11 protein-coding genes are annotated in these 13,851 nt (G+C 48.2%); 5 read left to right on the top strand and 6 right to left on the bottom strand.

All coding sequences use genetic code 11. From position 1 onward, the window contains the following. Positions 1–29 precede the first annotated feature (29 nt). From ACO0LI_RS09395 to ACO0LI_RS09415, 5 genes are read left to right on the top strand one after another with little or no spacing between them, the layout of a single operon-like run. Positions 30–1,508 carry a protein adenylyltransferase SelO gene (locus ACO0LI_RS09395; protein WP_423032365.1) on the top strand — a complete coding sequence of 493 codons (1,479 nt, stop codon included), beginning with the start codon at positions 30–32 and terminating at the stop codon, positions 1,506–1,508. 37 nt (positions 1,509–1,545) lie between these two features. Then, positions 1,546–1,941 (top strand): peptide-methionine (R)-S-oxide reductase MsrB, encoded by a 396-nt coding sequence (gene msrB / locus ACO0LI_RS09400; protein WP_370529119.1) that lies wholly within the window; start codon positions 1,546–1,548, stop codon positions 1,939–1,941. A 38-nt stretch (positions 1,942–1,979) separates the two neighbouring features. Beyond that, on the top strand, positions 1,980–2,603 hold the full coding sequence (locus ACO0LI_RS09405) for a septation protein A (RefSeq protein WP_422951086.1): 624 nt from the start codon (positions 1,980–1,982) through the stop codon (positions 2,601–2,603). Further along, positions 2,600–2,872 carry a BolA family protein gene (locus ACO0LI_RS09410; protein ID WP_422951085.1) on the top strand — a complete coding sequence of 91 codons (273 nt, stop codon included), beginning with the start codon at positions 2,600–2,602 and terminating at the stop codon, positions 2,870–2,872. Before ACO0LI_RS09405 ends, ACO0LI_RS09410 begins: the two co-directional genes overlap by 4 nt. 50 nt (positions 2,873–2,922) lie before the next feature. Continuing rightward, on the top strand, positions 2,923–3,720 hold the full coding sequence (locus ACO0LI_RS09415) for a peptidyl-prolyl cis-trans isomerase (RefSeq protein ID WP_423032366.1): 798 nt from the start codon (positions 2,923–2,925) through the stop codon (positions 3,718–3,720). Between the two features lie 69 nt (positions 3,721–3,789). Here the strand turns inward: ACO0LI_RS09415 and ACO0LI_RS09420 are convergent, their stop codons facing one another. From ACO0LI_RS09420 to ACO0LI_RS09445, 6 genes are all read right to left on the bottom strand, one after another. Next, positions 3,790–4,530 carry a substrate-binding periplasmic protein gene (locus ACO0LI_RS09420; protein ID WP_423032367.1) on the bottom strand — a complete coding sequence of 247 codons (741 nt, stop codon included), beginning with the start codon at positions 4,528–4,530 and terminating at the stop codon, positions 3,790–3,792. 164 nt (positions 4,531–4,694) lie between these two features. Further along, positions 4,695–8,690: a phosphoribosylformylglycinamidine synthase gene (purL, locus tag ACO0LI_RS09425; protein WP_423032368.1), complete on the bottom strand. Its 3,996-nt coding sequence runs from the start codon at positions 8,688–8,690 to the stop codon at positions 4,695–4,697. A 137-nt stretch (positions 8,691–8,827) separates the two neighbouring features. After that, complete coding sequence (locus tag ACO0LI_RS09430) at positions 8,828–10,546, bottom strand: glycosyltransferase family 39 protein (RefSeq protein WP_423032369.1); 1,719 nt, start codon at positions 10,544–10,546, stop codon at positions 8,828–8,830. 139 nt (positions 10,547–10,685) lie between these two features. After that, positions 10,686–11,903, bottom strand: a complete 1,218-nt coding sequence (locus ACO0LI_RS09435) for an EAL and HDOD domain-containing protein (RefSeq protein ID WP_422951080.1) — start codon at positions 11,901–11,903, stop codon at positions 10,686–10,688. Positions 11,904–12,228: 325 nt separating this feature from the next. Further along, positions 12,229–12,618 carry a chemotaxis response regulator CheY gene (gene cheY / locus ACO0LI_RS09440; RefSeq protein WP_110253727.1) on the bottom strand — a complete coding sequence of 130 codons (390 nt, stop codon included), beginning with the start codon at positions 12,616–12,618 and terminating at the stop codon, positions 12,229–12,231. A gap of 103 nt (positions 12,619–12,721) precedes the next feature. Then, the gene (locus ACO0LI_RS09445) at positions 12,722–13,798 is read right to left on the bottom strand and encodes a protein-glutamate methylesterase/protein-glutamine glutaminase (protein WP_422951079.1); all 1,077 of its coding nucleotides are present in this window, start codon (positions 13,796–13,798) and stop codon (positions 12,722–12,724) included. Between the last annotated feature and the right edge of the window lie 53 nt (positions 13,799–13,851).

Below are 13,851 nucleotides of genomic sequence, written 5' to 3' on the forward strand. Positions count from 1 at the left end.
TTATTCTTTTTATAGCCGCGTGGCACCTCATGAACACTCCCCCACTCTCTCCACAAGATTTGATGCTGGAGAATAAGTTTGCAGAACTTCCCCCGTATTTTTATACCCAGCTTTCAGCCAGCCCTATAGATAAACCCTATCTGGTCGCGGCCAGCGATGAAGTTGCCGCGCAATTGAACCTGGATCAGGCAAGTCTTAACTCTCCAGAATTTTTGAATTACTTTTCAGGCAACCAGGTTCTTCCTGGCAGCAAACCGCTGGCAGCGGTATATTCAGGCCATCAGTTTGGTGTTTGGGCCGGTCAATTGGGTGATGGCCGCGCCTTATTGCTTGGTGGTATATCGCATGCTGGCCAACATCTGGAAATCCAGCTCAAAGGTGCAGGCATGACGCCATATTCACGCATGGGTGATGGGCGTGCGGTATTACGCTCTTCCATTCGTGAATTTTTATGCTCTGAAGCGATGGCAGCATTGAACATACCCACTTCGCGTGCGCTGTGTGTCATAGGCTCAGACCAGATGGTTTTTCGCGAAACACCAGAAACCAGCGCTGTTGTCGCCCGCGTAGCACCGAGCTTTGTACGCTTTGGCTCGTTTGAGCATTGGTATTACAACGACAGGATGGATGATTTGCGACAACTGGCTGATTATGTCATCCAGCATTCTTACCCAGAACTGCAGACAGAAAACAATCCTTACCAGTCGCTACTGGCCACCGTCACCACGCGTACGGCAGAACTCATGGCGCAATGGCAGGCTGTGGGCTTCATGCATGGCGTCATGAATACCGACAATATGTCCATCATCGGCCAGACGCTGGACTATGGCCCGTTCGGCTTCATGGAAGCTTATGATGAAAAGCATATCTGCAATCATACTGACCAGCAAGGTCGTTATTCTTACCGCATGCAGCCAGCCATAGGCAACTGGAATTGCCAGGCTTTGGCACAAGCTTTATCGCCGCTGATAGGCAGTGTCGATGACACCAATGCAGCACTCAGTCATTATCCTGCCGTTTATCGACAAAAATGGTCAGAACTCATGCATCAAAAGTTTGGCCTGAAGACAGATCACGAGGCTGATCTGGACTTGTTCGCAGGCTTTTTCACTTTGTTACAAAGTAATCATGCTGACTTCACCCTGAGTTTCCGCCATTTGAGTAAGCTTTCGAACCAGAAATCGACCAATGATGAGCTGCTGCGTGATTTGTTTCTGGACAGGGATAGTCTGGACACATGGCTGCTGGATTACCGGGCGCGTCTGGCAATGGAACAAAGTGATGAACAGACACGTCAAACCGGTATGCTGTCAGTCAATCCAAAATATATTTTAAGAAATTATCTTGCCCAGCAGGCTATAGAAAAAGCACAACAAAAGGATTTTTCAGAAGTCAGGAAATTATTGAGCATTCTGGAAAGTCCCTATGACGAACAAGAGGAACACGACGACGATGCAAGCTTGCCGCCAGACTGGGCAAAGCATCTGGAAGTCAGTTGTTCATCCTGATATAGAGCAAAAACAAAGCAGAAGTGAAGAGGAAATCATGAGTAAAATCGTCAAGTCAGATGCCGAATGGAAGGCACAACTGAGCTCCATGGAGTATGAAGTCACCAGGCACGCAGCCACTGAACGCGCTTTTACAGGCAAATTCTGGGATCACCATGAAGCCGGCATCTATACCTGCGTTTGCTGCAACACGCCCTTGTTTGCCTCCGATGCCAAATTTGATTCCGGTTGCGGCTGGCCAAGCTACTTCAGGGCATTAAATCCAGCCAATGTACGTGAAAAAGTTGATACATCTCATGGCATGACGCGCACTGAGATTTTGTGTAATATCTGCGACGCTCATCTGGGCCATGTATTTCCTGACGGGCCACCACCTACAAGGTTGCGCTATTGCATCAATTCAGCCTCCTTGAAGTTTGATCCTGTAGTTTGATCCTGTAATTTGATCCCGTAAAAACTGATTGTTTGTAAATGAAATTTCTTTTTGATATGTTTCCGGTAGTTTTGTTTTTTCTCACCCTTAAATGGGGTGAGAAAAATGCAAGTGCTGCACAATCCATCGTCTCCGACTATTTTTCCGGCATAGTGTCTGGCGGTGCAACCACTGCTGAACTCGCCCCTATTTTGTTGGCTACAGCTATTACCTTGGTCGCGTCAGTATTTCAGATAGGTTATCTGCTGATACGTCGCAAGAAAGTGGATGCCATGCTATGGATTTCATTCATCATTATCATGGTGTTTGGTGGTGCCACCTTGTATTTCCAAAACGAAGCTTTTATCAAGTGGAAGCCAACTGTACTTTATTGGTGCTACTGCGGTGCATTTGCTTTGGCACAGTTTGTATTCAAGAGTAACTTGATTCAATTGGCGATGGGTGAGCAAATCAAGTTGCCAGAGCATATCTGGACACGACTTAGCTATGCATGGATGGCGTATTTCTTGCTCATGGGTTTCGTTAACCTGTATGTGGCATTTAATTTTTCCACGGATACCTGGGCTAATTTCAAACTCCTGGCCGTTGTTGCCATCATGCCAGCATTTATCATTATCCAAAGTCTGTTTCTGGCTAAATACATGGAAGAACCTGCACAATGACGCGCACGGAGAAAATATTAGCCCGTCTGAATGAAACCTTGCAGCCAGTTGACTGTCAGTTAACAGATGACTCCGAGGCGCATAGAGGTCATGCTGGCGCGGCTGGTGGTGCTGGTCATTACAGTGTAAGAATAGTTTGTCAGCAATTTGAAGGATTAAACCGCATTTCTCGCCATCGACTAGTGTATGATGCCGTTGGCGTTATGATGCAAACGGAAATTCATGCCCTCAATATCGTGGCATTAAGTCCGTCAGAGATACCGACCTAAGCAGTTTATTTATAATCCGTTTTATTTATTTTGTTATTTAGGAACAGACAATGACTTTTAAACCTGCTCATTTGCTGGTAGTACTTCTTGCAACTGCCCTGCCTGCAATGGCTCAGAACGTAGCTACAGTTAATGGCAAGGCTATTCCAGCCAGCCAACTTGAAGCATTAGTAAAACAAGCGGTAACGCAAGGCCAGCAGCAGGATACTCCTCAGCTGCGCGCACAGATCAAGCAAGACCTGGTCGTCAATGAAGTCTTGATACAAGAAGCCGAAAAGTCAGGACTGGCAAAAAATGCCGATGTAAAGCAAGCTATCGAACAAGCACGTCAAACCATCCTGGTTCGTGCAATGATGTTTGATTACCTGAAAAAGAATCCTGTCACTGATGCTGAAGTCCAAGCAGAATACGACAAGCAAAAAGCTCAGGCTGGTGACAAAGAATATCACCTGTTCAACATCGTTCTTGATACAGAAGATGAAGCAAAAGCCACAATCTCCAAATTAAAAGGCGGCGCCAAATTTGAAGAACTGGCTAAACAAGTCTCCAAAGATCCTGGCAATGCATCCAAAGGCGGTGATCTGGATTGGTCCGTACCAAGCAACTGGCCACCAGCATTCGCTCAGGCATTGACCAAGCTGCAAAAAGGTCAATTTACAGAAACACCTGTAAAAATGACTGATGCTCAAGGTAAAGACAAGTTCCACATCGTCAAGCTGGATGATACGCGTACTGCAAAATTCCCTACACTTGAAGAAGTGAAACGTGATTTTGTAAATGGTATTTCTCAGCAACGTCTGCAAGCTTATCAACAGACCCTGATCAAAAAGGCCAAAATCGCCCCATAAGGTGATGAGGTTTTAAAACAAAAGAGGCGCATTGCGCCTCTTTTGTTTTCCAGCACTAATTATTTATATTTACTGGTATTTATTGATAATGCTGTTCAATTTGCCATTCCGCTGCAACTCCGCCAAGCCTTTGTCAAGCTGATCTATGATTTGTGCAGCCTGGGGATGTTCCTTGCTGACACCAAAATGCAGAGGGTATTTTTCAGTCTGCGGCAAGCTCTGTATCTTGTATGTACTCATGTCCAGAGGCAAAAGACTCAGACGGGCAAAGCCCCATAACACTTCTTGCATATCCACCACAATATCGCAATGCCCCCGCTCAATCTTGCGCATGAGACTGGTATAACTGGTTGCACCACTCTCTATGGCAGAGGCTGGCAAACGGGTATAAAAAGTTGATGAACCATGCAAAGAGCAAACCTTATATTTCTCCAAATCACTAAGGACTTGCAATGGTGGTTGTGGAAAGCGCTTTGCTGAATACAAATAGGAAGGTGTCAGGCTGTGATAACTACGGGAAAACAGATAAATTTTTTCACGTTCGGGGTTCCTGAATACCGACATGACAACATCAAAACCTGCACGTGCCTGCACCTCAGCCAGACAACGTGCCCATGGCCTTAGTTCTATTCTGGGATCAATAAAGATGTTTCGTAAAACCTCGGCTGACAAACCTTCTACTGGCGATCCGGCTGCCTTCACATAAGACATGGGCGGCCAATTACTATCACCGCCACACGCACGCACGGTATCAGCTGCACGGCCATCATGCAAGTTAAGCAACAAAGCAAAGAATAATAAGTATCGCATTTATCTAGAGAAAGTTTCCCTGGCGATTCATTATAAGGAAAGCTGTGCCTTCCAGACGCTTTATTCCATACTCAAAATGTAAATCATCTTCATAAAGCATAGACCAAATAAAACGGGCGAAACCATTTTCATGATTTCGCCCCTTATATTGTCTGCAGCAGAGATCAGCCTACAAAAACGCGCGCATTGCGGAACATACGCATCCATGGGGAATCTTCACCCCAGCCATCTGGATGCCAGGAATGCAATACTGAGCGGAATACACGCTCGGCATGTGGCATCAAGACAGTAAAGCGTCCATCTTCATTGGTAACCGAGGTAATACCTTGTGGCGAACCATTCGGGTTATAGGGGTAAGCTTCTGTCGCCAGGCCTGCATTATTGATAAAGCGCATGGCCACCTGCGCCTTCGCGATATCACCAGTTGTTGAAAAGTCAGCAAAACCTTCACCATGAGCGATGGCGATGGGCGTTTGCGTACCTGCCATACCCTGGAAGAAGATAGAAGCAGACTCAGCCACTTCCACCATGGCAAAACGGCCTTCGAACTGTTCAGACTTGTTCTTCGTGAATTTAGGCCATGCCTGCGCTCCAGGGATAATGGATTTCAAATTACTCATCATCTGGCAGCCATTACAGATACCCAGACCAAAGGTGTCGTCGCGATGGAAGAATTGCGAGAATTGATCAGACATCATGGCATTGAACAAGATCGTTTTAGCCCAGCCCTCACCTGCCCCCAGTACGTCACCATAAGAGAAACCACCAACGGCGATCAAGCCCTTGAAGTCAGCCAGTTTTGCACGACCAGCTATCAGGTCACTCATGTGCACATCTACCGCTTCGAAACCGGATTTGTGCATGACATAAGCGGTTTCTATATGCGAGTTCACGCCCTGCTCACGCAAGATGGCGACCTTGGGACGTGCGCCAGTAGCAATGAATGGCGCAGCCACATCTTGTTGCGGATCGAAACTCAGTTTAGGCTGCATGCCTGGATCATTGGCATCGACGATACGCGCGTATTCAGCATCGGCACCGGCAGGGTTATCGCGCAGGCGGGCGATTTGCCAGCTGGTTTTGCTCCACAACTGATGCAATGCAGTTCTTGGCTGATTATAAATTTGCTTGGCATCGCGGGTAAATTCGATGATACCACTATTGTTTGGCTTACCTATGATATGACTGCAGGCACCCAGATTAAAGCTGCGCAAGACATCCATGACTTCTGAACGCTGCTCAGTACGCACTTGTATCACGGCACCCAGCTCTTCATTGAACAAGGCACGCAAGGTCATGTCATTACGACGCTCAGACACCTGGCTAGCCCAGTTCTTGGCATCCCCCTGGTCTGCAGCATGCTCGCTATCCATGGTCAGGATATCGAGATTAACGGACAAGCCAGCACGGCCAGCGAAGGCCATTTCACACAGGCTGGCATACAGACCACCGTCAGAACGGTCATGGTAAGCCAGCAGTTTGTCTTCATTATTCAACTGCTGGATAGCAGCGAAGAAAGCCTTCAGATCTTCTGCACTATCGACGTCGGGCGCATCGTTACCCAACTGCTGCATGACTTGTGCGAAACAGGATGCGCCCAAACGATTTTTGCCACGACCCAGATCGATCAGGATCAGACTGGTATCGCCCTGGTCCAGGCGGATTTGCGGCGTCAGTGACTTGCGCACGTCATAGACTGGCGAGAAGGCAGAAATAATCAAAGATACTGGTGAAGTTACCGCTTTGCTTTGGCCTTCATCTTTCCAGGTAGTACGCATGGACAAGGAATCCTTGCCTACCGGGATACTGATACCCAGTGCCGGGCACAATTCCATGCCGACTGCTTTTACGGTGTCAAACAGAGCCGCATCCTGACCAGGCTGGCCACAGGCTGCCATCCAGTTGGCTGACAGTTTGATATCCGAAATATCTTTGATCGGTGCAGCAGCGATGTTGGTGATGGCTTCACCGACGGCCATACGGCCCGACGCAGCAGCATCAATCACGGCCAGCGGAGTACGCTCGCCCATGGACATGGCTTCACCCAGATAGCCTTCCAGACTCATGGTGGTCACGGCGCAATCAGCTACCGGCACCTGCCATGGCCCTACCATCTGGTCACGCACTGATGTTGCGCCAACCGTGCGGTCACCAATGGTGATCAGGAAGGATTTGTCAGCAACCGTAGGCAGGCTCAATACGCGCTCAGCGGCGACTTGCAGATCGATGCCAGTCAAATCGATTTTCGGGAAATCATTGCTTACATGGCTAACATCCCTGTGCATTTTTGGTGGCTTGCCCAGCAAGACATTCATGGGCATATCGACTGGTGAAGTGTCGTTCAGCGGATCGATAACGCGCAATTGACGCTCTTCAGTTGCGGTACCAACTACAGCAAACGGGCAACGCTCACGTTCGCAGAAATGGCGGAACAGCTCCAGGCTTTCTGGTGCTATGCCCAGGACATAACGCTCCTGCGATTCATTACTCCAGATTTCTTTCGGCGCCATGCCGCTTTCTTCCAGCGGTACTTTACGCAAATCAAACAGCGCGCCGCGCTTGGCATCATTGGTAATTTCAGGGAAAGCATTCGACAAACCACCGGCACCGACGTCATGGATGGACAGGACAGGATTATCGTCACCCAACTGCCAGCAGGAATTAATGACCTCTTGCGCACGTCGTTCCATCTCAGGGTTGCCACGCTGTACGGAATCAAAATCCAGATCGGCAGTGTTGGTACCTGTCGCCATCGAAGAAGCAGCACTACCACCCATGCCTATGCGCATGCCTGGGCCACCCAGTTGTATCAACAGCGTGCCCACAGGCAGATCATTCTTTTTGGTGTGCCTGTCAGAGATATTACCTATGCCACCGGCGATCATGATGGGCTTGTGATAGCCATAGACAGTGCCGCCAACATTTTGTTCGAAGGTACGGAAGTAACCACCCAGAACCGGACGACCGAATTCATTATTGAAAGCAGCACCACCCAAAGGGCCTTCTATCATGATTTGCAGCGGTGAGGCGATGCGGTCTGGCTTGCCGTAGGCATTCGCATCGGCTTTTGCAGTCAGGCTGTCGCCAGCGTTTTCCCAGGCCTGGCGTGCCCCTGGCAGCATCAGATTGGAGACAGTAAAACCTGTCAGACCAGCTTTTGGACGGGCACCACGGCCTGTCGCACCTTCATCGCGAATTTCGCCACCAGCGCCGGTAGAAGCGCCTGGAAATGGAGAAATGGCGGTCGGGTGATTATGCGTTTCCACCTTCATCAAGGTGTGCGTCAGTTCTTCTGTGACCTTGTACACCTGGTCTTTACCTGAAGGGAAGAAACGATTGACGACTGCACCTTCCATGATGGAAGAATTGTCGCTGTAGGCAACAATAGTGCCTTTGGGTTGCAACTCATGGGTATTCTTGATCATCTGGAACAGGGATTTATCCTGTTTCTGACCATCGATAGTCCAGTCTGCATTGAAAATCTTGTGACGGCAATGTTCGCTGTTTGCCTGGGCAAACATCATGAGCTCAACATCAGTCGGATTACGCTTGGCAGTGGTAAAGGCATCGACCAGGTAATCGATCTCGTCATCTGACAAGGCCAGACCGAGTTCGGTGTTCGCCTGCAGCAGTGCAGCCTTGCCACCTTGGAGTACATCAACATGTTCCAGTTCTTTAGCGACCAATTCAGAGAATAGTGCCTGGGCTTGCTGTGCATCGGCCAGCACCATTTCTGTCATGCGGTCATGCAAGAGCGCTGCCACCTGTTCACGGCTGCCATCAGCAAGTTTTTTAGCGCCGCCCAGCAAACCTGTCTTGACTTGCACATAATAAATAATGCCGCGTTCCAGACGATGGATATGTGTCATGCCGCAATTATGGACGATGTCTGTAGCCTTGCTGGCCCATGGCGAGATCGTGCCAAAACGCGGGATCACGACAAACACATCACCGTCGCTGCTGGCAGCAAAGGCATCGCCATACACCAACAGAGCATTCAGGCGATCAGCATCTTCCTTGAGCAGTTCAGATGTCGTATCGACGAAATGAACATAGCGGCCGCTGACGCCAACAATATTGGCATCAACAGCTTGCAAACGAGAGAGAAGACCGGAGGTACGAAAAGCAGACAGGGCGTTGGAGCCTGGCAATATCAACATGGTGAGCGAGGTAGTTGAGGCAATGTACACAAAACCTTCCGTGCACAAATGCTGGTTGGATCAGAAAGCGTGATTATACCTTGATGCCCAACCTGACTCCAGACGCCAGCAGGAAGAAATTGCCTTGACTACCAAACTCAGTTCATAAACAAGGTAGTTCGGCCGATTTTTTTAATTTTTTTGAATTTATACGCATATTTTTTACACATAAAGCACTCTGTCTGGCTATCTGGTAGTTTTGGGTTTTTATCCAAATCCTCATCAAGAACAAGCAAAACGACGGATTGCTTATCCAACAAAGTATCAAAACTGCTATCTGAAAGAACAATATTATTCTTATGAAGTTTATTTCCCCAAAACAAATCACTACTACGGCTATCAACCACTCTTACCGGCTGCTTCAAATAAAATGGCAGTGAAGATTGATGTTCGAACACCTTAAATAAAAATACTTCATGCTTAGCTTCAATTGTCGATAATTCAGCCACCAGGGGTTGAGTAGAAGTCCATTGCGCAGCAGCTTGCAAGAGCCCAATAAACGCCAGCAGCATCAATGCTGGCAAAGCGATAAAGGGAAATATTCCAAAGCGCGCTTTGCGCCAGACAAAAATCGCAACACCTGCGCTCAACACGCAAGCGGATAACATGAAGGCACGCAAAAATTGCTTGCCATCCATGCCATAGACCAGCAGAGAAGATAGCTGATGATTCACCTGCTTGCCAACCCACCAGGCAGCAAGGCCAAACAATGCTGCCAAAAACACGCCCACCAGCGCCCTGCCCCATGCGGCACCAAAGCCCCTGTCTTCGAGGGCAACCGCCAATTGCAATGCCGCCAATGGCATCACAACGACTAGATAATAATTCGCCTTGGCACTGGATAAAGAGAAAAACAGGACTGGCATGATCCAGGCGCAAGCCAGGAAAAAATGCAATGTTCTGGGTGTTTGCTGTCTTGCCTTGACGAATAAGAGCACAGGCAAAAAGAAGGACCACGGGAAAAGATAGAGCACCATCCTTGGCAAGTAATACCACCAGGCACCGGCGTAGTAATCATGCGGCTCACGCTTACCCAAAAAACGCAGCACATGCTCATTGATGAAATAAAACCAGGCAAATATGGGCTCAGCCCATATGGCGGCGATATGCCAGGGCAAGGCTATCAATAAGAAAATCCCTATCGCCTTTGGATCAAACCAGGCGATGATTCTTTTTTGAAAGTCTCTTAGCGAACTGGAAAACAGTATGGTGTAAATAAAGCTCACTGCACCAAACAAAATAATGGCAACAAAGCCCTTGGCCAGCAAGGCAAATGCCAATAAACCCAAACACCAGTTGAGCTTCTTTTTTTCACCTGAGACACTGTACAGATAGCCAAACATCAGCGCACCTGTCAAGAATACAGTCAGCAGCATGTCAAACATCAGGGTGCGAGACATCGCCATGACACCCAGACCACTGATGAACATCAAGGCAGCCAGACGCGAGGCAGCAACCCGTGCTATCTGCCGGCCAAACCACAAAATCAAAGCCACGCAAGACAGTGCCGACATCGCTGGCACCAGCCGGGCCGCCCATTCATTTTCGCCAAACACAGCAAAAGAAATCGCCGTCAGCCAGTACAGCAAAGGCGGCTTTTCCATATAGGCCAGACCATTCAGGTGTGGAATGATCCAATGATGCAAGTCACCAGAGGCCAGCATTTCCCTGGGAATTTCTGCGTACAGGCCCTCGTTGTTGTCTAATATGGGGTAGCAACCAAGGCCATAAGCCAAAAAGAAAATGGTAAGTAACCAGACCAGCCAGGCGGGTATGGTGGTTGGAAACACTTCATTTTTGGCTTGCACAACACTCATAGATGGAACGATTTATTTCCCACGAGAATGGGACTTGTCTCAATTTAATTTTCAAGTAGCGAACTTTATCTACTCTTGCCAAATAAAGCAAAAAAAAGACAAGCAAAGCTGCTTGTCTTTTCATTGAAGTGCAAACGGATCAGGCTACAGAAGCGACATTTTTTGCCCAAACCAGAGCTGCCATGTGCGCAGCATTCAAATCTGGCGGCGTGATTTTCAAGGATTCTGCCAGAGAACCAACCAGCATGCTATTCAATTCACATGCCTCAGCCAAGGCCAGGAAAGGACCATAAGTACCGCCACGGGAGATCAAGGCCTCAGTGACAACTTCAGGCAATTGTATCGATGACAGCACTTCTTCCATGGGGATGCCAAGAAGCCTGTCAAGCAACGAGAACATACCTGCCACAAAGAGGTTTTCCGCCTCACTCTTGGACATTTTGCTCTGTCCCAGAATCTCTGCCAGACGACCACGGACGATCGCCGTTTCCAGCAATACCGGAGAATAACCACTGGTGCTCGCCGTTGCCAACAACAGGGTGAGCCATCGATATAAAGGGCTATAACCCAACATCTGCACTGCGTGCTTCAAAGATTGCACTTCAGTACGCAAACCAAAGCCAGCCGAGTTTATGTAACGCAAGAGCTTATAGGCCAGTGTTGCATCGCGTTTGACAACCGCTTCAAGCTGCTGGATGTCGGCATTTTTTCTGACCATTTCCATCAACTGCAAAATAGTCGTTTGTGAGGTATTTAAAGTCTTGGGAGCAGTACTTGGTCTTGGTGTCAGGTGTAATTTACCGACAAAACTGTCAAGCCCCAGGGCTGAGCAGGCATCAAAATCTTGCCAGGCATTGACATTGCGGGCGACCATGCGCACCGTTGATTGCTTCAGTGTCGCATATACCTTGGCTTGCGATGCAAAATTAGCCGCATTCAATTTGACTTCAAGGTGGGTAATTTGCGCAAAGTAAGAGCGTTCCAGCGTCGTTACCTCAGCACCACGCAGGCAAATACCATAACCCAGTTGACGCAACTCCGTCACCGCAGCGAGCGTATCAGGGTCAGCGAAGTATTTTTTATGGAGTATGAGTACAGTGTTCTTAGCCGGAAGTTGCTTCAGGCCTTCTGCATGCAATAACTCAGGCACTGCTTCGAGAAACAACAGGCTGTCACCGAGCAAAAATCCCTTGTCGTCATCATGCAATTGCACTGCGACGAATTCAAGCAAGGCACTCAGGCTTTCCGTGCTTGCTTCTGCATTCTGATCTGGCTGCTGCCAGGAAATCTGAAAACCGATGACTCTTTGTTTAGGATCGAGTAAGGGCTCTCTTACGATGAAACTTTCTTCTATCATCTTAGTATTATTTATGTTGGATTAATATGATTGAAAAATTCAGAACCCAAGTTACCGGCAATTCAACGAAACTGACTCCGCTTTATAACTACCAGGCAACCCTTTGCGTATTGATTGAAGTGCTGACAGGCAACACTATAATATCTCGCAGCACAAAACTGAAGATATATGCTCGGCATTATTTGCTACTTGATGTAACACCTAATCAGGCATAGCTGCAAAGCCTTGCGATTTTGTGCAATCTGCGCGGGAGACTTGATGCTTAGCACCTGGATTAAAGTGCTGACTCTTGCCATCTCCCGGCAAAATTGATTGCCCTGCTATTTTATTTTCCCAGTTTCTCGAAAATCTTAGTCAGTTTTTCATCCAGTGTGGCTGCAGTAAATGGTTTTACTACATAGCCATTTGCACCAGCCTGCGCAGCAGCGATGATGTTTTCTTTTTTGGCTTCAGCCGTGACCATGAGTACCGGCATTTTTGACAAAGCTGGATCAGCACGGATGTGCTGCAACATAGTCAGCCCATCCATGTTAGGCATATTCCAGTCTGAGATGACGAAATCGAAATCACCATTCTTCAACTTTGCCAGCCCCATTGCACCGTCTTCGGCTTCATCGACATTGGAATATCCCAATTCTTTCAGCAAATTCCGTACTATGCGACGCATAGTAGAAAAATCGTCGACTACTAAAAATTTGAGATTTTGATCAGCCATGAATTACTCCACTATTTCTTTAAGGACAGTTATTAGCATTATCGGACAAATTGAGATAAAACGGTGGTGAAATTGCTGTAACACATTAAATTCTATCAAAACGTCACACCCTGAGGGCTCTGCTGCCATGCGTAGCAAGGTAATGCAGTACCTTGGTGGGCAATTCATTCAAAGGACCAACCTCATGTGTCGCGCCAATTGCAATTGCTTCACGCGGCATACCAAATACTACACAACTTGCTTCATCTTGGGCAAAATTGTATGCACCAGCATTTTTCATTTCCAGCATGCCAGCCGCACCATCCTTGCCCATACCAGTCAATATCACGCCAACAGCATTTTTGCCGGCATAAGTGGCAGCAGACCTGAACAGGACATCCACTGAAGGCCGGTGCCGGTTAACCGGCTCCCCCTGATCCAGCTGTGTCACGTAGTTGGCACCGCTACGCCCCAGCAAGAGATGCGAATGCCCAGGAGCGATGTAGGCATGGCCAGGCAAAACACGTTCTCCACCTGCAGCCTCAGACACCGAAATCTTGCACAAGCCATCAAGACGCTTGGCAAAAGACCGCGTAAATCCTTCTGGCATATGCTGTGTAATTAAAATGCCAGGGCAATCAGAAGGCATTTGTACCAGGAAATTCTTGATTGCCTCGGTACCACCAGTGGATGCGCCAATAATAATCAGTTTTTCACTACTGGTCAGAGGATTGCGAACTTGTGGCAATACACCAACATGCGCCTGACCAGGAGTCACTACGGGCGCAGTTCTTGGCCTGATTCTGGCTTTGGAGGCGATCCGGATCTTGTCCGTAATCAGTTCAGTGTATTCAAGCATGCCACTTTGTATCGACAGCTTGGGTTTGGTGACGAAATCAACCGCCCCCAACTCCAGTGCACGCATGGTAATTTCAGAGCCCCGCTCAGTCAGTGACGACACCATGATGACAGGCATAGGACGCAAGCGCATCAGGCGCTCAAGAAAATCCAGGCCATCCATCTTTGGCATTTCCACATCCAGCGTCAGCACATCCGGATTGGTCTGCTTGATCAGCTCACGTGCGACCAGAGGATCAGGGGCAACACCAACCACCTCCATATCGGGCTGGCTGCTGATGATCTCACTCATGACGCTACGGATCAGCGCAGAATCATCGACAATTAATACTTTAATCTTCATTCGCAAACACTCCGCGTTCAGTCTCAGCCACCGACATCACACATACAAAATAA

Source organism: Undibacterium sp. Tian12W, assembly GCF_049339405.1.
Classification (GTDB): domain Bacteria; phylum Pseudomonadota; class Gammaproteobacteria; order Burkholderiales; family Burkholderiaceae_D; genus Undibacterium.